Below are 23,263 nucleotides of genomic sequence, written 5' to 3' on the forward strand. Positions count from 1 at the left end.
GTCAGGACATGCCGGGGAAGTGAAACCGCGCCACGATACGGCGCTGCCAGGGCGGGCTCAGCGGGCTTTCCACAACCCCGTGACCGGCGTAGGCGTGGATGAAGGACGGGACATTTCGTACTTGTTCCGCCTGGCCGAAGGCCGGGCAGCGCCCGTCCGCTCCGTCAAACCGGAGGTTTGCCTCCGGCAAAACGGACGGGCGCTTCTCGCCCCCCCGCGGCCGGGCACTGCCCTGACCGCTTTGAAAACAAACGTTGGACTGCACCCCCAGATGCTTGGCCACCGATCCCTCGCGCATCCGGAACAGGATCACGTCACCGGGTGCGGCGTCCTGCAACGGCTTCGCCGCCAGATGCCGCGCCGCGGCCTGCCACAGCGCCTCAGCCCCCTGCGGCTCTGACCAGTCCATCGTATAGGCGGGCGGCAGCTCCGGCTCCGCGCCCAACAGCTCGCGCCATAGGCCCCGGATCAGGCCCAGGCAATCGCAGCCCGCGCCCTTGCAGGACGCCTGATGCACATAAGGCGTGCCGATCCAGCCGCGCGCGGCCTCCACAACCCGGCTCATCTGCGGCTGCCCCCGGTGTTCACACCGGACTGCCGCGGCACCGCCATGATCCAGTCCTCGCCCGGAATGTCGGGGAATCCCTGGAAATTCAAAAGGTTGTTGAACTTCAGCCGGCAGCTCTCCATCCGCTTGTCGCAGCCTGCCTCCAGCCGCACCGTATCACCCGGCTGCACTACGGCGCGGATGGGTTCCCACAAGGTGATCCTGCGCCCCGCGGCGGTGGACTGGTCGGACTTCACCGCGGCCCACAGGCCCTGTGCCGCACCGCTCAGCACCGTCAGGCGGCCATCCGCAAACCAGCCCGGCTCAAACCCCGGCAGCGCGTTCCAGCGGAAGTCCTCGCTGCGCTCCACTGTTTCCACTGCCGTTTCGATGGCATAGCCCGGCGTGCTCAGATCAAACCCACACGCGCTGTCGCCCAGCACCGCCGTACAGGGCGTCTGAAAAATCCGCCCCTGCGGCTGGTTCAGCTGCTCGGTCAGCCCTCGCAACTCTGCCTCAAAGGCGCCGCCGGCCCGGCGGATCTCTCCAATCGAACCGCGGAATTGCAGCCAGCGCATTGTGACATCCTGCCAGTTGACCAGCCAGCAGCGCACCTCAGCGCCGTCGAACCGGCCTGCCTCGATGTCTTCTTCGCGCACGGCGGCATCGCTCAGAACCCCCAAGGCCTCGGTGTTGTCGACCGACAGGCCGGTGGCCTGCTGCACCGCCCGCGCGGTGAGACCGCTGCCGGGCTGGAAGGTGATGCCATCAAAGGACAGGACGCAGTCGTGGTCGGTGAATCCCAGCACCGCGCCGTCGCGCCGGGTCAGTGCCCAGGCACGGCAGACGGTGGAGATACCGGATTGAAGATGGGCGCGCAAGTCATTGGGAACACTGCTCATACCCGCACCTCCACCACCGGAACTGCAGGTGCCTCGCCGGCCTGGAATGACGCCACGCTGGTCTGGATGCTGGCGGTGTCAAAGCGCACCGGCACGTCGAATTCAAACCCGGCGCTGATGCTGAGGCCCACCTCCGGCGGATGCGCCAGGGTGATCAGCCCTGTGGCGGTGTCCAGCTCGTAATCCACGCCTTCGCGCAGTTCGTCCTGCTCGATCCCAACCCGCACGGTGCCCGCCACCGGCTTGGCAATCGGGCGCTGATAGGTGAAGGCCCCGGAGCGGTAGGTCTTGGCGAGCTGGAAACTCACGGTGCTGCCGTCACCCGTTGCGATTTCCTGATCGTCAAACGCCACCCCGGCGCTGGGCCGGGCGGATTTGTAATCGCTCCAATCCTTCCAGCGGAAGCCGTAAAGCTGCCCCTGACGGGCCTCGAAAAAGGCAATCAGCACCTCGATATCCTCCAGCGCGCGCAGGCCAAGGCCCGCGTCATAGCGGCGGCGGGAGTGCGCCCAGGGGGTGTTGCGCTCCTCAAAACCGTTGGCCAGCGTCACCACATCGGTGCGCCGTTCCGGCCCGCCGACGGAGCCGAAGCTGAGCGAGGCGGGAAAGCGGACTTCGTGAAAATTCATAAGGTTACCCTCCATCCTTAACGGTTGCGCCCGCCGCGTGACAGCGCGCGGGACAGCTGCGCAGCGATCTGGCTGCGGCTGCGGTCAAAGCCTTTGACGTCGGGGGTGGAGACATTCATCACCACATTCACCGCGCCGCCGCCCTGGCTGCGCACCCCAAGCGAGCCATCGGCGCCGCGCGTCAGCGGCAGGATCGCCTCCGGCCCGGCTTCGCCCATCAGCCCGGTGGCACCGCGCATCGGAAACGTGGTGGGGCTGGTGACAATGCCGCCCTTGGCAAAGGGCATCACCTTGCCCTGGCTGAAGGCGGCGCCATTGGCGAAGGGAAGGATACTGCCGATGAGGCTGCCGAAACCGTCGGAAATAAGACTGCCCACGTGGTTGGTGACCGGTTTCATCGCCGCGTTATAGGTGGTGCGGATCATTGAGCGCGCGAGCGTGTCCATCGCCTCCGACAGATTGGCGCCGTCAAACACCAGATCGTCAAAAGCGCGGCGCAAGCCCTTGGAAAGACTGCGGTCCAGGATCTGGGCATCGCGGCCGGTTTCGGAGAAACCCTCCTTCACCCGCCCCAGCACATCTGCAAAGGCTGCGGCCATTCCAGAGGCACCGTCCAGCGCTTCTCCCAAAGCCTCGCCCTGCAGTTCCAATTCTGCCATAGAAGATGAGTCAGTCATCTGTTGTCTCCTTATTCTTCGGGCCAGCGGTGTCCGGGAAGGCCGCCATCAAGGCTGCCAGCCGGTCGCGCCCCAGCGGCTGCGGTGCCGCGGCCTCGCCCAGCATCAGCCGCAACTCAGCGGGTGTCAGCTGCCAGAAGTCGCGCGGCAGCAGTTTCAGCCCCGCCATTCCGGCGCGCATCAGGGCGGGCCAGTCGAGCGCAGTCATGGGCTCTCCGGCACGGCGAAGCTGCGCACCAGCAACTCCGCCGCCACCCGTGCCGCCTGCATCGGGCCGCCGGTGATGGTGGCCACAGCCAGATCCTCGCGGCTGAGATCATGCCCGCCGCCCTGCAAGCCCGCCGCCAGCAGCGCCAGCACATCGCGGGCGGAAAACCGGCCCTGTTCGAACCGCTGCACCAGATCCACCAGCGTGCCTTCCTCCAGCGCGGCCTCAAGGGCTGCAAGCGCACCGAGTGTGAGCTTCAGCGCGTAAGGGGTTCCATTCACGAGCAATTCCGCCTCGCCTGCATGCGGGTTCACCATCGATCAGACCGCCGCAAAGCTGAGCTGGCCGGCGCTGGCGAGCGAGAGTTCATAGGTCGCCTCGCCATTGTGGCTGCCGGCGTATTCCAGTGCCGTGACCTGGAACGGCCCCTGCACGATGCCGAAGTCGGGGATGATCACCTGGAATTCCGGCATCAGCCCGTCAAAGAACAGCTGCCGGGCTCGTTCGTCCGTCGCCTCATCCCGGAAGATGCCGGAACCGGAAATGCTGGCGGAGCGGACGCCGGCACCGGCCAGCAGTTCGCGCCAGCCGCCCTGGCTTTCGAGGCTGGTCACATCGACGCTTTCGGCGTTGAAGCTGATCCGCGTGGCGCGCAGGCCGGCGATGGTCTCGAATAGGCCTGCGCCGTTCATGTCCACTTTGACCAAGAGGTCCTTTCCGTTTTGAACTGTCATGGCGTTTCTCCATGTATTTCAATTGGTTTCGTTAGGTTCTTGCGGTTCACACATCATCCACACGGGCGCGGAAGCGCAGGGTGATCTGCCTGCCGCCGGTGCTGAGCCGCTCCGCCTTGGCCCGGTCGAACCACAGGCCGGTCAGCTGGCCGCGCGGCAGCGGCACCTGGGCCCCGACCAGCGCATCGCAGACGGCGGCGGCGGCAGATTTGGCGGTGGCAAAGCCGGCCATGTCGGTGGTGACGGTGACAAAGAACCGGTGTTCGGCACCGCCCGCGGTCTTGTCAGAGCGGTCCAGCACCTCTTCGCTGCCAAGCGCCACATAGGTCTGCGGCAAGGGGCCTGCGGGGATGGCGTCATAGATCGCGCTGCCAACCAGTGCGGTCAGACCCGCGTCGCCGGTCAGATGGGTGTAGACGGCGGATTGCAGTCCGCCTGCGATGGCATAGGTCATGTGCTCACCTCCGCAACCGCGAAGCAGGTGAGGTAGCGGGCGTCCGGTCCATTTTCCGCAACCGCATCAATGCGGTAGAAACGGTTTTCATCGCGGAACCGCTGGTCGGGGCGCGGGCGGGATGCAAAACCATCGGGGGAAGCGCGCAGGGTGATGCGGTATTTCTGCAAAGACAGGCTGTCGCTGTTCAGACGCCCGCTGAGCGGCTTCACCTCTGCCCAGAGGGTGCCAAGCGCCACCCAGGTCTCAGCATAGCCGCCGGCGCCGTCGGGGGCGCGCTGGGGGTCTTCCAGCACCAGTTTGCGGGTCAGGTTCGGGGGGCGTTTCATGCGAGGCCCCCCAATGTCAGCCGCAGCGTGCGGTAGCGTTCAATGAGGCTGGTGACGCCAAAGGGCATGCAGCCGCCATGCAGACCGGTATCGGCCCGGTATTCGTAGTAATGCGCCGCCAAGAGCATCACCGCCTGACCCAGATCGGCAGGAAGCCCGCCCCAGTCCGCGGCCATGCCGGCCTGCAAGGTGATCCGTGCCAGACCGCCCGCGGGAATGGCGGGCAGCAGGCTGCCCGCGGGACACAGCGCCGGGCGCTGGCTGTCGCGTTCCAGGCTGTAGGCGGCGGGGTCCAGCACCGTCTCAGCGCCTGCGGAGTCACGGATCATCACCTCTGTCACCATCTGCACCGGGGCGATGGGAAACGTCATCCCGGTGCGGTCGCGCCAGTGGCGGATCTCCATTTCAAAATCGCGGGTTATCAGTGCCTTGCCGGTTCTTGCTTCCACGGCTGCCAGGGCGGCGCGCAGGAAGCCAATCAGCACCTCGTCCTGCAGGCTGTCCTCGCCAAAGCCGGTGCCCAGGCGGAGGTGCGCCTTGAAGGGGGCCAGCGGCAGGGCGGCCTCGGGCACGGGGGTCACTTCGCTCAGCATCATCATCTCACTCCTGCGGGCCTCCCCCTTGTGCCGGCCCTGATCTGCTGTCCGGTTTTTGAGGTTCGGCCGGCACGCACCGTTCCCTGCCGCTCGGACGGAGGGGGAGCAGCTAGACGGCAGGGAAATATGGGGTGCGTGCCAGCCGGCGGACCGGGCTGCCGGTCCGCCATCAGCGCTGAGCGGTCAGCTCAGGCCGAATTTCATCAGCTTGATCGCGGCAAAGTCGCTGACGTCGCCGCCGACGCGCTTGGTCGCGTAGAACAGCACATGCGGCTTGGCGCTGAAGGGGTCGCGCATCACCCGCAGGTCCGGGCGTTCGGCAATGGTGTAGCCGGCGCGGAAGTCGCCGAAGGCGATGGGGAAGCTGTTGGCGGCCGGATCCGGCATGTCCTCGGCAATCAGCACCGGGTAGCCCATCAGGCGCGCAGGCTCGCCTGCGGCCAGGCCGTCGGACCACAGGAAGCGGCCATCGGCGTCCTTCAATTTCCGCAGCATTCCCGCGGTCTTGGAGTTCAGAATGAAGGTGGCGTTGGCGCGGTATTCCGCCCCCAGCGCATAGACCAGGTCGATGATCGCGTCGCCGTTACCGATCTCTCCTTCGACGCCGGTGGCCTTGTAGCCGATGTTGCCCCATGTCCAGCTGTCGTTTTCCTCGACGTTGTAGTTGAGGAAACCGGTGGGCTTGTCGTTGCCGTCGCCGTTGATGAAGGCGTCGGCCTCGGACCGCGCGAATTTGTCGGCGATGCGCCCGGCCAGCCAGCCCTCGATGTCAAAGGCGCTGTCATCGAGCAGCCGCTGCGACGCCTTGGGCAAGGCGCTGAGTTCATGCAGCGGGATCGAGATGCGGTCGATGCTGCCGGTGGAGGTTTCCGTGGACGGGCCGGTTTCATTGGCCCAGCCGGCGCCCATCTCGCTGTGGTCGATCAGCACGTCATAGCTTGAGGCCTCCACATGCACCACGGAGGCCACGGCGCGGATCGAGGCGGAAGCATTCAGCACCGCCTTGACGGTGTCCGCGGTCTGCGGGTCGACCAGATAGCCGCCGTCGCTGCCCACCGCGGTGGACATGGATTTGCCCTCCAGCTCAAGCCCGCGCAGGCCGTCGTCGTCGCCGTTGCGCAGGTAGGCGTTGAACGCCTTTTGATGCGGGGCGCCCGCGTCCTGGCTGGCTGCCAGATGGGGGCGGTTCTGAGAGATTGTCTTACGGTCCAGCATGGTCACTCGCTCTTCTGCCTGTTTCAGCCTTGATTGCACGTCGTCCTGAAACCCCTTGAATTCATGAAGAAAGCCGGTGATGGCTTGTTTCACTTCATGCGCCAGGGGCGCTGCGTCCCCGGTTTGGGCCGGGAGGTCTTGGTTGCTCATGTTTGGTGTCCTGTTCTGAGGTCACGGGTGATCTGGCGCAGGCCGTCGGCCAGGGCGCGCAGCGCTTGTGCTTCCGCATCGGCGGAGGATTTGGCTGCCACCCGGGCGGCGGGCAGCATCGGGAAAGTGACAAGCGACACCTCCCACAGCTCCACCTGGGTCAGATGGCGGGTGCCGTCGGGGGCGCGGGTGGCTTTCAAAGTGCGGTAGCCGATCGAGAGGCCGTCGATGGCGCCACCCTCGATCAAGGCTGCCGCTTCGGCGCCTTTGGGGGTGGCGGTGAGGATGCGGCCCTTCACATACAGTCCGCGCTTGTCCTCGCGCACCTCGTCCCAGACGCCGATGGGCTGGTGCGGGTCGTGCTGCCACAGCATCTTGACCGTGCGGCCCTGATCGCGGAGCGCCTTGAGCGAGGCCGCATAGGCGCCGCGCATCACCACGTCACCGCCCTGGTCGGTCTGGCCAAAGAGGCTGGCGTAGCCCTTGATTTCGGTTGCGTCCTTCAGCGAGAGTTCCTCGCCGAAGCGTGCGAATTTATGTTCCAGCTGGGGGGATCCCTGCATCATCTGAACCTCGCAAGTCGTTGGATTTACGGTAATTGCACCGTCAGGAAGGATTGGAAGGCCTGCGCCAGGATCACCGCGGCGACGCCGTAGACAGTGAGCCAGAGGCGTTTTTCCAGCCGCTCCATCATCTGTTCGATCCGGTCGAGGCGGCGGTTCACGGCGTCGTGCTGGATCTGGGCCACCCGCTCATGGGCGGACAGGCGCAATCCCGGTGAACAATCAAATGCGTGCATCGGGTGCTCAGTCATCCTGTCCGCCCTCCGTCTGCTCTGTGGGCAGGGTTTCTGTGGGCAACCCCAGCAGACGCCGCTTTTCCGCGGGTGTGAGGAAATCCGCGGAGGTGATGCGCCGCCATTGCGCCTCGCGCTCTGCCGCGAGCGCAGGCAGCTGGTCGAGGTCGGGCTTCAGCGTCAGCGTGTCGCCGGTCCAGGCGGTGAGCCAGCCGGACAGCGCAGCGGTGACCTTGGACACCAAGGGCAGCACGGTCAGCCGGTAGAAGGCGCGGTTGGCCTCCTGATAGTTGGCATAGGTCGCGTCGCCGGGGATGCCGATCAGCATCGGCGGCACCCCGAAGGCCAGCGCAATTTCGCGGGCGGCGGTGTCCTTGGTTTTCTGGAATTCCATGTCGGAGGGCGAGAAGCCCATCGGTTTCCAGTCCAATCCGCCCTCCAGCACCATCGGGCGGCCGGCATTATTGGCGCCTTGGAAATTCGTTTGAATTTCTTCGCTTAGATGGCGGAATTGATCGTCGGACATCTGCCCCTGGCCGTCGGAACCGGTCCAGACCAGCGCGCCGGAGGGGCGGGCTGCGTTATCAAGCAGCGCCTTGGACCAGCGCGAGGCGGCGTTGTGGACGTCGATGGCCATTGCCGCCGATTGAAGGGCCGAGAGGCCGTAGTGGTCATCCTGCGGGTGGAAGCTTTTGATGTGGCAGACCGGGGAGTTGCCGGGTTCGTTGGCGAAGCGGTGCTTGCGCCCGCCCACCACGTAATCAAAGCCCGCGGGCCAGCCGTCCGGCCCCGGCACGACGTTCATCCGATCGGAGCGCAGCACGTGCAGTTCTGCAGGCGTCGCGTCCTCAGCTGTGACCATCTCGATATAGGCGTTGCCGGACAGGAGCAGGTGGCCATAGAGCGCCTCCAGCATCTCGGCCTGGGTCTGGGCCGGATTGGGACGGGCCAGCAGCGCCAGCCAGGGGTGGGTGTCAAAGCGCTGGCGGCTGTCCTGCAGGACCAGCGGCACCGCGGCGGCGGCCTCGGCAATGAGGCGGATCACCCGGTGGGTGACCGGATTGCCGGCAAAGCCGCTGCGGGTCAGGGACACGGTGTCGCGCGGGCTCCAGGCGATGCGGCCGGCGCCGTGCCAGGAGACCACGCGGGCGGTCTGGCTGGCCTTCTGTTCCAGGCCCGGAGTATTGGGGCCCGGTTTCTGGGGGCCTGATTTCTGGGGGTCTGGCGATTTGCGCCGCAGCAGGTCAAAGACCATGGTCCGCTCCTCAGCTTGTTCCTATGTGGCGCTGCCGGCCCGGTGGGGCTGGTGCGCCTTTGCTGAGGATCATTAGGGCCAGAAAGACCTGAAGATTTGGCAAGCGGTGCGTACGGTGGGTACGCAACACCTTGGGTTACAGCACTGTTTTAAAAGATAAAGGCAGCGTTGCGCGCTGCCTCATCCAATCGAATTTCTTTGTCTTGTCTTCGCCTGGCCGAAGGCCGGGCAGCGCCCGTCCGCCCCCCCGGGCGGGCGCTTCGCGTCCACCCGCGGACGGACGCTGCCCTTAGCGTTTTATAACACCCTGACCTGCGGCCTGCGCAGGTTGGCGGCGGGCTGGATAATCAGCTCATGCAGCGCCCAGACCAGCGCATCGACCCGGTCGGGAGAGCCGCTGCCGCGGTAGCCCTGCGGGGTCATCTGGCACATCTGGTCTTCCAGCTCGCCCAGCCCCGGCAGGTGGCGCACCCGGCCCTGCTCATAAAGTGCCGCGACGGGTTCGGCGCGGGCGGATTTGCCCTTTCGCGCGTGCAGGGCGCGGAACGGCACCAGCGGGTCGGCCTGGCGCAGCACGGTTTCGACCAGCGCGCCGCCCTGGTTGACCTCTGCCACCACCCGTTCGGCACCAAAGCGGTCGCGGGCGGAGATCACCGCCTGCGCCCAGGTCATCGGCGTGGCCCCCTGCACGGTGCAATCCGCCAGCACATAGGCCTGCCAGTCCTGCGGCGGGCCGTGGGTGACCGCGCCCGCCACCACGATGCCGCAGGCGTCGGAGTCCTTGCCCGCGCTGACGGCCGGGTCAACCGCCACCACGATCCGGTCCAAGGGCGGGGCTTCGGCCACCTGGGCCTCCACCAGTGCTGCGGTGGTCCAGAGCGCGCCCTGGATGTCCGACAGCATCACCCCGTCCAGCTCCTGCCGGCCCAGCCGGGTGCCTGCATAGCGCGCGCGGACTTCCGTGAGGAAGGAGGCTGCGAGGTTGGCGCGGTTGGCTTCGGTCGGGGCATGGGTGGTGACGGTGCTGGGCGAGGCCAGCAGCCGTTTCAGGACGGCTGCGTTGCGCGGGGTGGTGGTGACGCAGACGCGGGGATCCTGCCCCAGCCGAAGCGCGAATTGCAGCATGTCCCAGCTCTCCTGCCCCTTCTTCCACTTGGCCAGTTCATCCGCCCAGGCGGCGTCGAACTGGGGGCCGCGCAGCGCCTCGGGGTCGTGGGCGGAGAACGCCTGCGCCTCGGCGCCGTTGGGCCAGATCAGCTTGCGCTCCGACGCCTTCCACTTGGGGCGGCGGTCCTGCGGCGAGCAGGCCAGGATGCCGCTGTCGCCGTGGATCATCACGTCGCGCACCTGGTCATAGGTTTCCGCCACCAGTGCGATGCGCCGGGCGGTGCCGGGGTCGTGAGGCCACGCGCCCTCAGCCAGCGAGCGGACCCATTCGGCCCCTGCCCGCGTCTTGCCTGCACCGCGCCCGCCCAGGATCACCCAGGCGCGCCAATCGCCCGGCGGCGGGCGCTGGTGATCCAGCGCCCAGATGTGAAAGAGATGCGGCAGTGCGCAGAGGGTCTTGCGGTCCAGCTCATCCAAGAAGCAGCTCAGGAGCGAGGGCGGCACGCAGGCGAGAAAGTCCGAGCTCGACAGCTGCGCGCGCCGCGACGAGATCGAGTTCATGCTCGGATTTGAGCAGGCGGGCGACGTCGGTGCTTTGTTCTGCAAGGGTCTTCTCCACTTTCTGGCAGTCCCGGATCAGGTCTTCGAGCTTGCGGACCTGGGATTTGGCGCCGGTGGTTTCGAGCTGCTCCCGGAGCTCCTCTGCTTCTTTGCGCAGGCGGTGGATGCTGTCCTGCAGGGACAGCAGGAGATCGGCAGTGTAATGCACCCGCCGTTTCAGGAGGGCGGCGCCGTCCTGGTCCGGTGTCTGGCCCTGTTCAGAGGGGGCCTGTTCAGAGGGGGACGGTGCTGCGCGGTCCGGTTCAGAGGGGGTCGGTGCCGGGTGGCCCTGCCCTGAGTGGCCCGGTGCCGGGCCGCTGGTCTGATCTGTCATGATATGCTCTGCCTCATGCGTTCTTGTCCGCACGAGAGAAAGACAGGACGGCCGCCGGCGGAGGGGGTCCGGGGCCGTCCATGTTTCTTCCAGCTGCACCACAACCTATACGCGATTTCAGCGTAAAAGTCAAGGGTTATGGGGAGGGGTGCGTACGGTGGGTACGCAACGGGGGAGGCGGAGAATAAGAAGGACCGGAAGGAAATACTTAGGATCGCTAGGTTCAGCTGCTGAGTCCTGAGGCGCGCAAACCATCCGCAACGAGAGCAAAATCCCCCGGCCGCCGCCACATCGTTTCAAACCCGCGCGCAAGACTCGTAACGGTATCCTCATCGACTTCAATGCCGCGGCTGGCGAATTCGTCATGGCGTTCAGCGACGAACTCCTTCAATGCGGCTGCGGCTTCCTTTCGACGGCCGAGATGTGCGTAGGATGCAGCGACAAATGCTGAGGCGAGCGAGTTTAAACGCGCCTCGCCATTCAACATACCAAGCGCCGCTTCATAGTTGCCCCTAAAGAACTCTGCCTGTCCCATGATCCATTTAATGGCGGGCGGATGCAGCGGGTCCAGACGCATCGCTTCCGACACGACATCGCGCGCTTTTTCCTGACGTCCTAGCAAGAGAAACGCGTAGCCGCACCACGCCATGGATTCTGCTTCATTGACGATTTGCGACAGTGTTCTTTCGAACTGGGCTTCTGCTTCATCCCAAAGACCCGCACAAAGGTATGCAAACCCGAGTTGATCCTGGATATAGACGTCGCGGTTATCAAGTGCAGCGCCTTTGCGGGCGGTCTTAAGTGCATGGTCGGGCGCGTCCGGGTCCGCAAGACCGAGCCAGAGGTCAATCACATAGGTGTCTGACAGGTACATGTAAGTTCGCGCAACAGACGGATCGAGCACGACTGCCCGTTCGAGGAGCACGCGTGCAGTTGCTGTGTCCTGCGCATTCAGCCCGTCTCGCAGCGCCTTGCCCTTCAGCATCAATTCGTAGGCCTTCATTTCATCCGCCGGCTTATGAGCGGCGCGGTCAACCACGTCGTGTTGCACCCGTCCGGGCAAGACCGCCGCGACACTGCGCGCTACTTCGTCCTGCACGGCGAATACATCTTCCAATTCGCGGTCATAGCGCTCCGACCAAAGCTGGATCCCTTTATGGGCATCCGCAAGCTGAACCGAGATACGTACCCGTCCCCCGGCCTTCCGGACGCTGCCCTGAACGAGGTAATCGACACCGAGCGCCTCGGCTATTTCGGCCGGGTCTGTATCCTTCGGTTTGAAGCGGAAGGATGCGTTCTTTGAAGTGACCTGGAGGGTGCGGAAACGTGACAAGCCTGTGATAACATCTTCTGCAATACCTTCGCTGAAAAATGACTGATCGGTATCGCCGCTCATGCTATCGAAGGGAAGAACGGCAACCTTAGCCGTTCCGGGATCAGCCGGCCGAACTTGTCCTGTGTCCGCCTCTTTCACCCCGCCATAACGCCAGGCGCGCACCGGCGAGGCGACGTTTTTGAGAGTGTGGAGCCCGGTATCTTCCCAAGTAACCGGGAGACTGGTTCCAACAACACCGTAAACAGCTTCCGAGATTAGCACTCCGCCGGGCGGGGCAAGCTGCTCCAACCTTGAAGCCAGGTTGACACCCGATCCGAAGACATCGCCGTCACGAATGATTATGTCGCCGAGATTAATACCAATTCGAAAGCGGATCGGATCGGCAGCCTCACCCTGCGCTTGCTGCCATTCGATGGCACAAGAAACAGCGTCGGCAGCACTGTCGAAGCAGGCCAGAAGACCATCGCCCAATTGCTTGACGATGCGGCCGCGATGGGAAGCAATAAGCGGGGCGGAGAGCGTATCAAAAAATGCAGACAGCGAAGCGAGCGTGCCGGCTTCGTCTTGTTCCATCCGGCTGGTGTACCCGACCATATCGGCGATTAAGACTGCCGCCAGCTTTCGTTCCACAACCTACCCTCCCTCTTTTGCATACCGGCCGAAAGGCAATAAGGCCATGGAAAAGAACGAGAGCACCCGCAAACGGCCGCACTTGCACCGCGCAATCTCTGCTTCCTGCAGTAACAAAAAAAGGGCGCCAACCGGCGCCCTTCCCTGTGTCTGTCCCGCCCCGCAGACCGTTTCCCGGCGCGGGAAACGGCTCGGAAAACGCGTGTTTTCCGGGCCGGAATTCTCGCAGAATTCCGGCGTCCGGTCAGTTGTTTTGCTGCTGGGCCTCGATCTCGCGCCATTTGGCGACGTTGGCGTTGTGCTCGTCCAGCGTCTCGGCAAAGGCGTGGCCGCCGGTGCCGTCAGCGACGAAGAACACGTAGTTGGTGGTCTCCGGGTTCACCGCGGCCTCCAGGCTGGCAAGGCCCGGGTTGGCGATGGGCGTGGGCGGCAGGCCCTCGATCACATAGGTGTTCCAGGGGGTCGCCTTGCGCAGCTCGCTCTGGCGCAGGCCGCGGCCCAAGGTCCCCTCGCCCTTGGTGACGCCGTAGATCACCGTCGGGTCGGTCTGCAGGCGCATGCCGCGGTTGAGGCGGTTGGTGAACACAGAGGCGACCAGGCCGCGTTCCTCGGCGACGCCGGTTTCCTTCTCGATGATCGAGGCGAGGATCAGCATTTCCTCCGGGGTTTTCACCACCGCATCCGCGGAGCGGCTTTCCCAGGCGGCGTTGATGCGCAGCTCTTGGCGTTTCTGCATTTCTGCCAGCACCGCGGCGCGGTCTGTGCCGGGGGTGACCTCATAGCTGTCGGGTGCCAGCAGGCCCTCGGCGGGGCGTTCGCCCGGGTCGCCGTCCAGCACATCCATCGCTTTCAGCGCCGCGACCACCTGCCAGCTGGTCACGCCTTCGGCCAGCGCGATGCGGTAGCGGGTATCGGCGTCCTGGCGGGTCTCGGTGTACTCGGCCGGGACCTCATCCTCGCCGAGGACGAAGTCGGCGATTTCCTCGAACTTGCTGGTCGCCGGGTCCAGTTCGCGCACCAGCGCCTGGGTCCGGGTCACGCCGACGCGGTAGACGATTTCGGTGCCGCAGGTGGAGGCGCCGGAATGGGTGATCTCGTCAACGATGCGCTCCATCGACGACCCCGGCTCCACCAGAAAGCTGCCGGCCTTCAGCTGGCCGGTTTTCTCGCTGTATTTGGCGCCGAGGCGGAAGATGGTGCCGGAGGAGACGGCGCCCTGGGTTTCCAGGTCGCGGCTGACGCGGGCCATGTTGGAGCCGCGCTCCACCCGCAGGCAGATGGCGGTGTCGAGCGGGCCCTCGGCAGTATATTGCGACTTGCCCCACAGGATGAGGCCGCCCAGCAGGAACAGGGCGGCGATCAGGACAGTCAGCATGTTAGAGGCGAGGCTGCGCCACATCAGTCAGGTTTCCCGAACAGGACCGATGCGTTGGTGCCGCCGAAGCCGAAGGAGTTCGACAGGGCCACGTTGATCTTGCGCTCGCGCTTGGCGTTGGGGGCCAGGTCGACCGGGGTTTCAACCGCGGGGTTGTCGAGGTTGATGGTCGGCGGGGCCACCTGGTCGCGGATCGCCAGGATCGAGAAGATCGCCTCAATCGCGCCGGCGGCCCCCAGGAGGTGGCCGGTGGCGGATTTGGTCGAGGACATGGTGACATTGCCCGCGTGATCGCCCAGCAGGCGTTCAACCGCGCCCAGTTCGATGGTGTCGGCCATGGTCGAGGTGCCGTGGGCGTTGATGTAGTCGATGGCGGAAGCGTCCAGGCCTGCGTTGGCCAGAGCGGCCTTCATCGAACGTTCGCCGCCCTCGCCGTCCTCGGAAGGCGCGGTGATGTGGTAGGCGTCGCCGGACAGGCCGTAGCCCAGCACCTCGGCATAGATCTTGGCGCCGCGGGCCTTGGCGTGCTCGTAGTCTTCCAGCACCACGATGCCAGCGCCCTCGCCCATCACGAACCCGTCGCGGTCGGCGTCATAGGGGCGCGAGGCGGCCTTGGGGTCATCGGCGCGTTTGGTGGACAGTGCTTTACACGCGTTGAAGCCGGCAATGCCGATCTCGCAGATCGCGGCTTCGGCGCCGCCTGCAATCATCACGTCGGCGTCGCCGGATTTGATCAGCCGGGCCGCGTCGCCGATGGCGTGGGCGCCGGTCGAGCAGGCGGTCACGACGGAGTGGTTCGGGCCCTTGAAGCCGAAACGGATCGAGACCTGGCCGGAGATCAGGTTGATCAGTGCGCCGGGGATGAAGAACGGCGACACCCGGCGGGGGCCCTTCTCCTTGATCATCACCGCGGTGTCGGCGATCGACGACAACCCGCCGATGCCGGAGCCGATCATCACGCCGGTGCGCAAGCGGCTTTCCTCGTCCTCCGGCGTCCAGCCGGCGTCGCGCACGGCCATATCGGCGGCAGCGATGCCATAGAGGATGAAGTCGTCAATCTTCTTCTGTTCTTTCTTGATGACCCAGTCATCCGGATTGAACGTGCCCTCAGAGCCGTCGCCGCGCGGAACTTCGCAGGCGTAGGTGGTGGTGACGCCGCTTGCTTCAGCATCAAACAGGGTGATGGGGCCGGCGCCCGACTGTCCATCCAGCAACCGGGACCAGGTTTCTTCGACTCCGCTGGCCAGCGGGGTGACCAGGCCCAGTCCGGTGACTACTACTCGGCGCATTCCTTGCTCTCCTATGCCTCGGCAATCCGTCCGTTCAAATAGCTTGGAATGGCAACCGGGTGCAAGAGCGGGCTGGCACCCGCCGTGACGTTACGGAAAATGGGCCGTGACGGTGTTTTTGCGCTGCGGGAACGTTTGATTAACGACTCACACTTAGGTTGAATTTATCAAAACGCGAAACTCGGCATCCGTCCTCATCGAATGCCAAAGCGGGCTGGAGCTCTGGGCCATTTTGTCTCCAGCCCGTCTTTTTTTGCTTTTTTCCTTTGCCGGCAGCAAGACCCCGGATTGAGACGGCATCCCCATTGCAGCATCTGGCGGGAGGGAAACAGGAACTTTCCGGGCTGCGATCCGGCCTTGTTAACCTCAAATTTGCAACTTTGCGCCAAAATCTCCTGCGGAGATATGTGAGGACTACACTGCCATGCGCCAATGGCTTCCGACTGCTGCGGTTCTGCTGACCCTGTCCCTGCTTCCCCTGCGGGCGGAGGCGGCCTGTCCTGTGCATCAGGATCTCTCCGGACTGAACCGGGCTTCGGCGGGCTTCCTGTCCTACCTCGAGACCGGCGAAGGCGCCTATTACGTGCAGCAATTGAACAGCTGGATCGGTACGAATCCGCCTGCCCCGCTGAAGCAGCGGATGCGGGCTGTCGGCATTCAGCAGGTCGAAGCCGGCACGCTGAAGCTGATGCAGCAATCCACTGTGCTGCTGCAGATCCTCTCCAGCCAGGGCCGCCAGGTGGCGCTGGAAACCGCCCGCCACATGGGGGTTTTCGCGTTGCAGTCGGACTATGGCATCCGGGTTGAGGCACTGCCGTGCGATCAGATCAAGGAAGACGGTTTCGGCAGCAAGCTGGTGGCGATCAACGCCAATGACGCCCGCCAGCGCCAGCAGATCATCAATGCCGCGATTGCCTGGGTGTCCTTCCTGGTGCTGGGCGGCAGCGTTTTGTACTTTCTCGACCGGATCGGCATCCGCAAGATCCGCCGCACCAAACGCTACCCCTGTGCCGTGCCTTGCGTGCTGCAGGCCGGCGGGCGCACGGTGCGGGGCCACCTGGTCGACCTCAGCCGGGCCGGCGCCAAGGTGCACCCGGACACGCAGGTCGATGCCTCAGGCCGGGTGAAGCTGAACTTTGGCGGCTATACGGTGGACGCCCAGGTGCGCTGGAAGACCGCGGATTATGTCGGTGTGCAATTCATCAAGGAATTCAACTTCATGCAGCTGCACCGGCTGCTGGAGGAATTCCCGATGGAAGAAGGCGGCATGCGCGAGGAAGTGCGGCTGGGGCTGTAAACGCCCCCGGCCGCGTCCTTGGCAGCGCGGCTGCCAAACCAGCCAGAATCACTTTTCAGGCCAGCGGCCTGCAGCCGGGCCCAGAGCCCGGCTGATGCTTTGCATGCGGCGCGGCCTGTGCTCCGTTTGCGTCTCCTGCTGCTGATTTGCGGCATATCCTGTTTCCTCCCGATCCCCTTACCCTGTCACCCACGGGCGCTTTTACGGGGAATTAACTCCCGTAAACGGTTGCGTTAATAACTGCCAGCACCCTCCTTGGTAGAGTGATTGAACGGAAGACGCGCGAAACCACCTTTTTGATCTGCAAGGCGAGCCCCGCATGAAACATTGGCCACTGATCCTGGTTGCGCTTGCTGCGCCTGCAGCGCTCTGGTGCAGCGCAGGGCGGGCTGAGGCGTCCAGGCCCACCTGCGTTCTGCAATCCGATCTTGTGATTTTCCAGCATGAAGCGCGCCAGTTCCTGGAGTATCTGCGCACCGGGAACGGGCCGCGCGCGGCCCGGCAGCTGGAGCATTGGCTGGAGGATCATCCGGATGTCACACTGCGAATGCAAATGCGGCGGGCCGGCATGGACGCGTATGAGCCGCTGGCGATGCGGCTGATCACCCAGCAGAAAGGGCTGCTTCAGGTGTATAACCGGCATGGGCAAGCCAAGGCGGAAGTCAGTGCGCAGCGGCTTGGCACATCGGCGCTGCTGGAGGAGTTTGCCGCCCGGATCATCCCGCTGCCCTGCGACTATGCGCCGGAGAAGGAAAGTTCCGCGGACACAGCGGCCGGGATGGGGCGGATCAGGGGCATTTCACAGGAGACGGCCATTGCCGGATCGCTGTCCGCGCTGGTGCTGGGCGGCGGCGGCATGTTTCTGGCGGAGCGGGTCGCCCGGCGCCACCGGCGCAGGCGCCGCCGCTACCCCTGCTCGCTGCCCTGTTCCTTGAAAACCCCGGCCCAGATGCTGCGCGCCAAACTGGTCGACATCAGCCGCATGGGCGCCAAGATCCGGATCTGGCAGCTGCCCGGCACCCCGCTGCCACCGCCAAAGAAAGACGTCATTGCCGTCTTTCCCGGTGTAGGTGAAATCCGGGCCCAGGTGACCTGGCAGAGCGCTGATTATGTTGGGGTGAAATTCCTGAAGCCAATGACGGCAGAAGAACTGCGCAGCCTCCTCAACTGGTCGAAACAGGCCGAGACCGCGACGGAACTGGCATCCAAAGCCGCGGTCAAACCGGCCTGAGACCAGCCCGGGACTCGCGGCTGGCATCCGTGCAGCACCTCTGGCCGCAGCCAAGCCGGTTACGGCCATAACGAAGGGGCGCCCGCTGGCAGGCGCCCCTGGTCTTGCGTGCCGGATGCCGGCCTTACTGGAATTCGGCGACCGGTTCCGGTTCCGGGCGGGCCACGGCCAGCGCATCCTCCAGCGCGATAGTCTTGCTGAACAGGGCCCGGCCGATCTGGGCACCGGCGATGTTGTGGATGTACTTCAGCCGTGAGATGTCATCAGCGTTGCGCACCACGCCGCTGGCGATCACCGGCAGTTTCACCAGCGAGGCCAGATGCGAGATCAGCCCCATCTGCGCCTCGGTATCGGCAACATCAGCGTCGATATCGGTGATGAGGATGCCCGCAAAGGGCGCGCCCGCAAAAGCCTCAAGATAGGCCTCAGGGGTGAAAGCGCCAGACTTGCGCCAGCCATCGGTCATCACCTGGCCCTGCCAGATGTCCACCGCCAGAACGATCTGGTCGGGGTGGTGTTCGGCCAGTTCGCGCACCAGGTGCGGATCGCGCGCCGCCAGGGTGCCGATCACGACACGCCCTGCGCCCTTGTCGATCCAGTACTCGACCTGCTCGCGCGAACGCATGCCGCCGCCCAGCTGCACCGGGATACCGGCAGCGCGGATGATGTCGGTGACCAGTTCCTCGTTGCTGTTGTCGCCTTCCAGCGCGTTGAAATCGGTGAGGTGCATCCATTCCGCCCCGGCTGCAGCGAAGCCCTTGGCGGTTTCCACCGGGTCCACGTGCCAGATCTGCGGCTCGTCCAGGCGGCCTTTTTCGAGCGTCACGCAACGGCCATTCTGAATTTGCATCGTGGGGTAGATGATCATAGTGCCAGTCTCCTCATGTCATGCCTCATGGGTTCAGAGTAACACGGATTGAGGCCGGCGATACGCCGTATCCTGACCATTTATAGAACAATTGCGGCGTGGATTTCCGGGCGCGCCGGTAGCGCAAACAAACGCCACAGGCACAAGGGGCCAGAATGCCGCAGCAGCAGATTCGGCGCAGGCAGGCGGGCAAAAGAAAACGGCGCCCTCCGTGCAGGAGAGCGCCGTGAAATCCGGTCATCCGGAAGCGTGGCTTAGGACGCTTCGGAGATGAACTTGACCGCGTCGCCGAAGGTCTGGATGGTTTCGGCTGCGTCGTCCGGGATCTCGATGCCGAACTCTTCTTCAAACGCCATCACCAGTTCCACGGTGTCCAGGCTGTCTGCGCCCAGATCGTCGATGAAGGAGGCGTTTTCGGTGACCTTGTCTTCTTCAACACCCAGGTGCTCAACAACGATCTTTTTAACGCGATCTGCGACGTCGCTCATGTCTCTTCCTCGTTTTACAGGGCACTCTGCCCGGTTCTGCCCTGCCCTAGCCGGGCGGCGTGGTTTTGCCCGGAGCGGGCGGTGTGATCCCCGCGGGACGGGGACAGTGCGGCGTTTCCGTTAGGAAATACCAGCGGATATGGGCCGCCTATAGCATAGACCGCAGCCAAGGCAAACGGTTTCGCGCGGTCATCAAGCGGCAGCGCAGTTTGCCTGTGGCCGCTATGAAGCGTGCAGATGGCCTTGTAATCAAGTGGTTGCAAGACCTGCACTGCATCTTTTTTGCTTTTTCACCGGATTTCAATCATTTGGCGCCTCCGGCCAACCCCGGTTGCGGCTCTTGTTCCGGGCTGCAGAGACGGAAAAACCCCGCAGACAGGCTGCGGGGTTCAATAATGATGCGGCGCGGCGGGGCGCTCAGATCATCGCCATGCCGCCGTTCACATGCAGGGTGGTGCCGGTGACATAGCCTGCTTCCTGGCTGGCCAGATAGAGCACGGCAGAGGCGATTTCCTTCGAATCTCCCATCCGGCCGGCCGGGATCTGGGTCAGGATCGCGTCTTTCTGGTTGTCATTCAGCTTGTCGGTCATGGCGGTGGCGATGAAACCCGGTGCCACGGCGTTGACGGTGATGCCGCGGTTGGCGACCTCATAGGCCAGCGATTTGGACATGCCGACCATGCCGGCCTTGGAAGCGGCATAGTTGCCCTGGCCGGGGTTGCCGGTGGCGCCCACCACGGAGGAGATGTTGATGATGCGGCCCCAGCGGGCCTTCATCATGCCGCGCAGCACGCCGCGGCAGAGCCGCATGGTGGAGGTGAGGTTCACGTCCAGAACGCTCTGCCACTCTTCGTCCTTCATGCGCATGAACAGGTTGTCGCGGGTGATGCCTGCGTTGTTCACCAGGATGTCGACCGAGCCCATTGCCTCCGCCGCCTGTTTCGGCAGTGCTTCAACCGACTCCGCGTCCGACAGGTTGCAGGTCAGCACATGGGCGCGCTCGCCCAGCTCAGCCGCCAGCGCCTTCAGCGGCTCCTCGCGGGTGCCGGACAGCGCCACGGTGGCGCCAGCGGCGTGCAGGGCGCGGGCGATGTCGCCGCCGATGCCGCCGGACGCGCCGGTCACCAGCGCATTTTTTCCTGTAAGATCAAACATGTTTCTTGCCCTCTTGGCTTCTTAGTCCCGCAGGACCGGTTGTGTCAGGAGACCGAAGCGCTCTATCTCGGCCTCGGTCATTTCGTGCATTGAGCTGGCGGGGGCCGCGCGGACGGTGAACCAGTAGAAATCGGCGCTGCCCAGCATCCGGGTTGTATAGGCCACATAGGGCGCATGTTCCGGGTGCCAGCGCGGGTATTCGTCGGCTGTCTTGTCACCCTCCCAGGCGTGGACACCCAGGACGGCGCCTGCCTCCATCGTGCGTTCGGTGCCGGCCAGGAACAGCTCCACAGCGCCGGAATAGATCCGGCTGCTGGCGGTGACATGGGTGCCGAGGCCCAGATCGCGGACCATGTGGCCGATTTTCAGATTGGTCTCATCATCGTCAGAGCCGGGCATGTCCAGCAGCACCAGCCGCTGCGCATCCGGGTTCTTGGCCATGAAGGCGCGGAACTTGCGCAGCGACTTGCCGTTGACGGTGCCGTTGACCAGAATGTCCTGCCCCTGCAGCTTGAAACTGGCCGCCTGCGCGTGGCTGAGCATCAGCCCGCCCGCCACTGCCACGGCTGCGGCAAGGGCAAGGCTGGATGCCAGAAACGCGAGGCGGCGCTGCATGGATCAGGCCCCGGCGGCGGCCGCGGCGTCCTCGGGCGTGCCGACCTGGCGGCAGGCGAGATTGCGGTCGATCTTGCGGATCATGCCCGACAGCGCCTTGCCTGCGCCGATTTCCCAGAATTCCGTCACACCCTTGGCGGCCATCGCCTGCACGCTTTCGCGCCAGCGCACGGAGCCGGTGACCTGCTCCACCAGCAATGCGCGGATTTCGTCCGGGCTGGTGACCGCATCGGCGCGGACGTTGGCGATCAGCGGAACTGCGGGGGATTTGATATCAACACCGGCCAGCGCCTCCGCCATGGCATCGGCGGCGGGCTGCATCAGGGCGCAGTGGAAGGGGGCGGACACCGGCAGCATCACTGCGCGCTTGGCGCCTTTCTCCTTGGCGATTTCAGCCGCGCGTTCCACCGCGGCCTTGGCGCCGGAGACCACCACCTGGGTGGGGTCGTTGTCGTTGGCGGCCTGGCAGACTTCGCCCTGCGCGGCTTCCTCAGCCACCGCGCGCACGGCATCCAGATCGAGGCCCAGGATCGCGGCCATGGCGCCCTCGCCCACCGGCACCGCGCTTTGCATTGCGAGGCCGCGGGTGCGCAGCAGGCGGGCGGTGTCGGCAACCGAAATGGCACCGGCGGCGGCCAGCGCGGAGTATTCGCCCAAGGAGTGGCCGGCCACAAAAGCCGCCTTATCGATGGTGACGCCTTCGGCCTCCAGCGCGCGCATGGCCGCCATGGAGGTGGCCATCAGGGCGGGCTGGGCGTTCTGGGTCAGGGTCAGGGTTTCGATGTCGCCCTCCCAGATCAGCTGGCTCAGGCTTTCGCCGAGTGCGCTGTCCACCTCGTCAAAGATGGCCTTGGCGGCGGGATAGGCCTCAGCCAGCGCCTTGCCCATGCCGATGGTCTGGGCGCCCTGCCCGGGGAACACAAATGCGATCGTCATTGATGACCTCGTCTGTTTTAGCGTTTTGCCTGATGTACCCGCCCTTTCCCTAACGTACAAGCAAAGGTGCAGATTGCGCACGAAACCTGTGCATGGACGGACAGCCCCGTGCGTTGCATCCCAGGTGTGCGTGGTTAGGTTAAGGTCAACCGGACCCAGACCAGGAAATGCGCTTTATGTCCCGCTCCAATACATTTTCGTCTTACGGCTCTGTCGCCAAGGGCTTTCACTGGCTTACGGCCCTCCTGATCTTCTCTGCCTTTCCGCTGGGCTATGTCGCCAATGAACTGGCGCATGAGATCCAGAGCCCCGGGTTTGACGGCAGCCAGGCGGTGATCGAGCGGGCAACGCTCCTGTTCTCCCTGCACAAGACCATCGGCGTGGCGGTGTTCTTCACTGCGCTGCTTCGCATCCTGTGGGCGCTGAGCCAGCCGAAACCCGGCCTGCTGCACCCGGAGCGCAAGGCAGAGGCGCTGGCGGCGGAGGTGGTGCACTGGCTGCTTTACGGCTCGCTGGTGGCGGTGCCGCTCACGGGCTGGATCCATCATGCGGCGACCACCGGCTTTGCGCCGATCTGGTGGCCGTTCGGGCAGGAGCTGCCGTTTGTGCCGAAGTCCGACGCGGTTGCGGGAGTCTTTGGCGGCTTGCACTGGCTGCTGGTCTGGACGCTGGCGGCGGCGCTGGGGCTGCATATTGCCGGCGCGCTGAAGCACCATGTGATCGACCGCGACGCCACCCTGCGGCGGATGCTGCCGGGCAGCGGCACCCTGCCCAGGCCGCCTGCGCAGGCGCACAGCCTGGCACCGATGCTGGCTGCAGTGGTGGTCTGGGGCGGTGTGCTGGGCGGCGGTGCGGCGCTGGGCATTCTGGGCGGCCATGACCACGATCATGGCACAGAAGGCACCGTTGCCCCGGTGGTTGCCGCAGCGCCCGAGGGCGCGGGCGGCTGGGCGGTGCAGTCCGGCACGCTGGGCATCGCCGTCACTCAGATGGGCAGCGTCATCAATGGCAGTTTTGGTGAGTGGACCGCGGTGATCAATTTCGAGGAGCCGGCCGCCCCTGGCCCGGCGGGCGATGTGGAGGTGACCATTGCAATCCCCTCGCTGGAGCTGGGCTCCGTCGCAAGCCAGGCGATGGGCGCGGATTACTTCGACAGCGCCAATTTTCCGGCGGCTCAGTTCAAGGCGGAGATTGAGAAGCTGGCAGAGGGCTATCAGGCAGTGGGTACCCTGACCATCAAGGGCGAAACCGTGCCGGCCACCCTGCCCTTTGATCTGGTGCTTGAGGGGGATACGGCCAAGATGAGTGGCGGGCTGACGCTGAACCGGCTGGATTTCGGGGTTGGCAAGAGCCTGCCCGATGAAAGCTCGCTGGCGTTTGCCGTGGATGTCGCAGTGGAACTGGAAGCCAAGCGCGCCGAATAACCGGCAGCACAGGGCCGCTCTCCCGCGCCTGGCGGGTGCGCCGGCAATGCCGGCACCCCCCCGGCAGCCTTGGGCCTGGCGCCGCG

The 23,263-nt window shown here is 64.9% G+C and carries 27 protein-coding genes; 3 read left to right on the forward strand and 24 right to left on the reverse strand.

All coding sequences use genetic code 11. The annotated features are described in order from the left end of the window. Position 1: 1 nt before the first annotated feature. From GC1_RS22775 to fabF, 19 genes are all read right to left on the reverse strand, one after another. Positions 2-565, reverse strand: coding sequence for a peptidase (locus GC1_RS22775; RefSeq protein ID WP_019298466.1), 564 nt, complete (start codon positions 563-565; stop codon positions 2-4). Next, positions 562-1,449, reverse strand: a complete 888-nt coding sequence (locus GC1_RS02825; RefSeq protein WP_019298465.1) for a DUF2163 domain-containing protein — start codon at positions 1,447-1,449, stop codon at positions 562-564. Before GC1_RS02825 ends, GC1_RS22775 begins: the two co-directional genes overlap by 4 nt. Then, on the reverse strand, positions 1,446-2,078 hold the full coding sequence (locus GC1_RS02830) for a DUF2460 domain-containing protein (protein ID WP_019298464.1): 633 nt from the start codon (positions 2,076-2,078) through the stop codon (positions 1,446-1,448). Before GC1_RS02830 ends, GC1_RS02825 begins: the two co-directional genes overlap by 4 nt. 17 nt (positions 2,079-2,095) lie before the next feature. Beyond that, entirely contained in the window at positions 2,096-2,755 is a 660-nt protein-coding gene (locus GC1_RS02835; RefSeq protein WP_019298463.1) for a phage tail tape measure protein, read from the reverse strand. Beyond that, the gene (locus GC1_RS02840) at positions 2,748-2,963 is read right to left on the reverse strand and encodes a rcc01693 family protein (RefSeq protein WP_019298462.1); all 216 of its coding nucleotides are present in this window, start codon (positions 2,961-2,963) and stop codon (positions 2,748-2,750) included. Before GC1_RS02840 ends, GC1_RS02835 begins: the two co-directional genes overlap by 8 nt. Continuing rightward, positions 2,960-3,280 carry a gene transfer agent family protein gene (locus GC1_RS02845; protein WP_019298461.1) on the reverse strand — a complete coding sequence of 107 codons (321 nt, stop codon included), beginning with the start codon at positions 3,278-3,280 and terminating at the stop codon, positions 2,960-2,962. The genes GC1_RS02840 and GC1_RS02845 overlap by 4 nt, the downstream gene beginning before the upstream one ends. 3 nt (positions 3,281-3,283) lie before the next feature. Beyond that, positions 3,284-3,697 (reverse strand): phage major tail protein, TP901-1 family, encoded by a 414-nt coding sequence (locus GC1_RS02850; RefSeq protein WP_019298460.1) that lies wholly within the window; start codon positions 3,695-3,697, stop codon positions 3,284-3,286. A 46-nt stretch (positions 3,698-3,743) separates the two neighbouring features. Continuing rightward, complete coding sequence (locus tag GC1_RS02855; protein ID WP_019298459.1) at positions 3,744-4,151, reverse strand: DUF3168 domain-containing protein; 408 nt, start codon at positions 4,149-4,151, stop codon at positions 3,744-3,746. Beyond that, on the reverse strand, positions 4,148-4,480 hold the full coding sequence (locus GC1_RS02860) for a head-tail adaptor protein (protein WP_019298458.1): 333 nt from the start codon (positions 4,478-4,480) through the stop codon (positions 4,148-4,150). The genes GC1_RS02855 and GC1_RS02860 overlap by 4 nt, the downstream gene beginning before the upstream one ends. Then, entirely contained in the window at positions 4,477-5,076 is a 600-nt protein-coding gene (locus GC1_RS02865) for a head-tail connector protein (protein WP_029205070.1), read from the reverse strand. Before GC1_RS02865 ends, GC1_RS02860 begins: the two co-directional genes overlap by 4 nt. A 183-nt stretch (positions 5,077-5,259) precedes the next feature. Further along, entirely contained in the window at positions 5,260-6,441 is a 1,182-nt protein-coding gene (locus GC1_RS02870) for a phage major capsid protein (RefSeq protein ID WP_019298456.1), read from the reverse strand. Further along, positions 6,438-7,007, reverse strand: coding sequence for an HK97 family phage prohead protease (locus GC1_RS02875; RefSeq protein WP_019298455.1), 570 nt, complete (start codon positions 7,005-7,007; stop codon positions 6,438-6,440). Before GC1_RS02875 ends, GC1_RS02870 begins: the two co-directional genes overlap by 4 nt. Positions 7,008-7,030: 23 nt before the next feature. Then, complete coding sequence (locus GC1_RS02880; protein ID WP_019298454.1) at positions 7,031-7,255, reverse strand: GTA head formation protein, RCAP_rcc01685 family; 225 nt, start codon at positions 7,253-7,255, stop codon at positions 7,031-7,033. Then, positions 7,248-8,492, reverse strand: a complete 1,245-nt coding sequence (locus GC1_RS02885) for a phage portal protein (protein WP_019298453.1) — start codon at positions 8,490-8,492, stop codon at positions 7,248-7,250. Before GC1_RS02885 ends, GC1_RS02880 begins: the two co-directional genes overlap by 8 nt. 297 nt (positions 8,493-8,789) lie before the next feature. Further along, positions 8,790-10,076, reverse strand: a complete 1,287-nt coding sequence (locus tag GC1_RS02890; RefSeq protein ID WP_019295547.1) for a DNA-packaging protein — start codon at positions 10,074-10,076, stop codon at positions 8,790-8,792. Further along, a complete protein-coding gene (locus GC1_RS02895; protein WP_019295546.1) occupies positions 10,069-10,533 on the reverse strand; it encodes a hypothetical protein in 465 nt (154 codons plus the stop codon). Before GC1_RS02895 ends, GC1_RS02890 begins: the two co-directional genes overlap by 8 nt. A gap of 223 nt (positions 10,534-10,756) precedes the next feature. Then, on the reverse strand, positions 10,757-12,499 hold the full coding sequence (locus GC1_RS02900) for an adenylate/guanylate cyclase domain-containing protein (protein ID WP_019295545.1): 1,743 nt from the start codon (positions 12,497-12,499) through the stop codon (positions 10,757-10,759). Between the two features lie 244 nt (positions 12,500-12,743). Next, positions 12,744-13,898, reverse strand: a complete 1,155-nt coding sequence (gene mltG / locus GC1_RS02905) for an endolytic transglycosylase MltG (RefSeq protein WP_019295544.1) — start codon at positions 13,896-13,898, stop codon at positions 12,744-12,746. Continuing rightward, on the reverse strand, positions 13,898-15,163 hold the full coding sequence (gene fabF / locus GC1_RS02910; protein WP_019295543.1) for a beta-ketoacyl-ACP synthase II: 1,266 nt from the start codon (positions 15,161-15,163) through the stop codon (positions 13,898-13,900). The genes mltG and fabF overlap by 1 nt, the downstream gene beginning before the upstream one ends. A gap of 424 nt (positions 15,164-15,587) precedes the next feature. Between fabF and GC1_RS02915 the strand changes: the two genes are divergently transcribed. Both GC1_RS02915 and GC1_RS02920 read left to right on the forward strand, forming a co-directional pair. After that, a complete protein-coding gene (locus GC1_RS02915) occupies positions 15,588-16,460 on the forward strand; it encodes a PilZ domain-containing protein (protein WP_019295542.1) in 873 nt (290 codons plus the stop codon). Between the two features lie 319 nt (positions 16,461-16,779). Next, entirely contained in the window at positions 16,780-17,691 is a 912-nt protein-coding gene (locus GC1_RS02920; protein ID WP_019295541.1) for a PilZ domain-containing protein, read from the forward strand. Positions 17,692-17,815: 124 nt separating this feature from the next. On the opposite strand, the gene GC1_RS02925 is transcribed toward GC1_RS02920, so the two are convergent. From GC1_RS02925 to fabD, 5 genes are all read right to left on the reverse strand, one after another. Continuing rightward, positions 17,816-18,559: a 1-(5-phosphoribosyl)-5-[(5-phosphoribosylamino)methylideneamino]imidazole-4-carboxamide isomerase gene (locus GC1_RS02925; RefSeq protein WP_019295540.1), complete on the reverse strand. Its 744-nt coding sequence runs from the start codon at positions 18,557-18,559 to the stop codon at positions 17,816-17,818. Positions 18,560-18,813: 254 nt separating this feature from the next. Then, complete coding sequence (locus GC1_RS02930; RefSeq protein WP_005982462.1) at positions 18,814-19,047, reverse strand: acyl carrier protein; 234 nt, start codon at positions 19,045-19,047, stop codon at positions 18,814-18,816. 417 nt (positions 19,048-19,464) lie between these two features. Further along, positions 19,465-20,202, reverse strand: a complete 738-nt coding sequence (fabG, locus tag GC1_RS02935) for a 3-oxoacyl-ACP reductase FabG (protein ID WP_019295539.1) — start codon at positions 20,200-20,202, stop codon at positions 19,465-19,467. Positions 20,203-20,223: 21 nt separating this feature from the next. Further along, positions 20,224-20,817 carry a hypothetical protein gene (locus GC1_RS02940; RefSeq protein ID WP_019295538.1) on the reverse strand — a complete coding sequence of 198 codons (594 nt, stop codon included), beginning with the start codon at positions 20,815-20,817 and terminating at the stop codon, positions 20,224-20,226. Between the two features lie 3 nt (positions 20,818-20,820). Next, a complete protein-coding gene (fabD, locus tag GC1_RS02945) occupies positions 20,821-21,753 on the reverse strand; it encodes an ACP S-malonyltransferase (RefSeq protein WP_019295537.1) in 933 nt (310 codons plus the stop codon). Positions 21,754-21,929: 176 nt separating this feature from the next. Here fabD and GC1_RS02950 point away from each other — a divergent pair, with 176 nt between their 5' ends. Continuing rightward, positions 21,930-23,177 carry a cytochrome b/b6 domain-containing protein gene (locus GC1_RS02950; protein ID WP_019295536.1) on the forward strand — a complete coding sequence of 416 codons (1,248 nt, stop codon included), beginning with the start codon at positions 21,930-21,932 and terminating at the stop codon, positions 23,175-23,177. Positions 23,178-23,263: the final 86 nt, after the last annotated feature.

This window comes from Leisingera sp. ANG1, assembly GCF_000203975.2.
GTDB lineage: Bacteria > Pseudomonadota > Alphaproteobacteria > Rhodobacterales > Rhodobacteraceae > Leisingera.

What these genes read in the sequence shown, in the direction of transcription:
- GC1_RS22775 (WP_019298466.1), bottom strand. Translation starts at nt 565, where the DNA reads ATGAGCCGGGTTGTGGAGGCCGCGCGCGGCTGGATCGGCACGCCTTAT.
- GC1_RS02825 (WP_019298465.1), bottom strand. Translation starts at nt 1,449, where the DNA reads ATGAGCAGTGTTCCCAATGACTTGCGCGCCCATCTTCAATCCGGTATC.
- GC1_RS02830 (WP_019298464.1), bottom strand. Translation starts at nt 2,078, where the DNA reads ATGAATTTTCACGAAGTCCGCTTTCCCGCCTCGCTCAGCTTCGGCTCC.
- GC1_RS02835 (WP_019298463.1), bottom strand. Translation starts at nt 2,755, where the DNA reads ATGACTGACTCATCTTCTATGGCAGAATTGGAACTGCAGGGCGAGGCT.
- GC1_RS02840 (WP_019298462.1), bottom strand. Translation starts at nt 2,963, where the DNA reads ATGACTGCGCTCGACTGGCCCGCCCTGATGCGCGCCGGAATGGCGGGG.
- GC1_RS02845 (WP_019298461.1), bottom strand. Translation starts at nt 3,280, where the DNA reads ATGGTGAACCCGCATGCAGGCGAGGCGGAATTGCTCGTGAATGGAACC.
- GC1_RS02850 (WP_019298460.1), bottom strand. Translation starts at nt 3,697, where the DNA reads ATGACAGTTCAAAACGGAAAGGACCTCTTGGTCAAAGTGGACATGAAC.
- GC1_RS02855 (WP_019298459.1), bottom strand. Translation starts at nt 4,151, where the DNA reads ATGACCTATGCCATCGCAGGCGGACTGCAATCCGCCGTCTACACCCAT.
- GC1_RS02860 (WP_019298458.1), bottom strand. Translation starts at nt 4,480, where the DNA reads ATGAAACGCCCCCCGAACCTGACCCGCAAACTGGTGCTGGAAGACCCC.
- GC1_RS02865 (WP_029205070.1), bottom strand. Translation starts at nt 5,076, where the DNA reads ATGATGCTGAGCGAAGTGACCCCCGTGCCCGAGGCCGCCCTGCCGCTG.
- GC1_RS02870 (WP_019298456.1), bottom strand. Translation starts at nt 6,441, where the DNA reads ATGAGCAACCAAGACCTCCCGGCCCAAACCGGGGACGCAGCGCCCCTG.
- GC1_RS02875 (WP_019298455.1), bottom strand. Translation starts at nt 7,007, where the DNA reads ATGATGCAGGGATCCCCCCAGCTGGAACATAAATTCGCACGCTTCGGC.
- GC1_RS02880 (WP_019298454.1), bottom strand. Translation starts at nt 7,255, where the DNA reads ATGACTGAGCACCCGATGCACGCATTTGATTGTTCACCGGGATTGCGC.
- GC1_RS02885 (WP_019298453.1), bottom strand. Translation starts at nt 8,492, where the DNA reads ATGGTCTTTGACCTGCTGCGGCGCAAATCGCCAGACCCCCAGAAATCA.
- GC1_RS02895 (WP_019295546.1), bottom strand. Translation starts at nt 10,533, where the DNA reads ATGACAGATCAGACCAGCGGCCCGGCACCGGGCCACTCAGGGCAGGGC.
- mltG (WP_019295544.1), bottom strand. Translation starts at nt 13,898, where the DNA reads ATGTGGCGCAGCCTCGCCTCTAACATGCTGACTGTCCTGATCGCCGCC.
- fabF (WP_019295543.1), bottom strand. Translation starts at nt 15,163, where the DNA reads ATGCGCCGAGTAGTAGTCACCGGACTGGGCCTGGTCACCCCGCTGGCC.
- GC1_RS02915 (WP_019295542.1), top strand. Translation starts at nt 15,588, where the DNA reads ATGCGCCAATGGCTTCCGACTGCTGCGGTTCTGCTGACCCTGTCCCTG.
- GC1_RS02920 (WP_019295541.1), top strand. Translation starts at nt 16,780, where the DNA reads ATGAAACATTGGCCACTGATCCTGGTTGCGCTTGCTGCGCCTGCAGCG.
- GC1_RS02925 (WP_019295540.1), bottom strand. Translation starts at nt 18,559, where the DNA reads ATGATCATCTACCCCACGATGCAAATTCAGAATGGCCGTTGCGTGACG.
- GC1_RS02930 (WP_005982462.1), bottom strand. Translation starts at nt 19,047, where the DNA reads ATGAGCGACGTCGCAGATCGCGTTAAAAAGATCGTTGTTGAGCACCTG.
- fabG (WP_019295539.1), bottom strand. Translation starts at nt 20,202, where the DNA reads ATGTTTGATCTTACAGGAAAAAATGCGCTGGTGACCGGCGCGTCCGGC.
- GC1_RS02940 (WP_019295538.1), bottom strand. Translation starts at nt 20,817, where the DNA reads ATGCAGCGCCGCCTCGCGTTTCTGGCATCCAGCCTTGCCCTTGCCGCA.
- fabD (WP_019295537.1), bottom strand. Translation starts at nt 21,753, where the DNA reads ATGACGATCGCATTTGTGTTCCCCGGGCAGGGCGCCCAGACCATCGGC.
- GC1_RS02950 (WP_019295536.1), top strand. Translation starts at nt 21,930, where the DNA reads ATGTCCCGCTCCAATACATTTTCGTCTTACGGCTCTGTCGCCAAGGGC.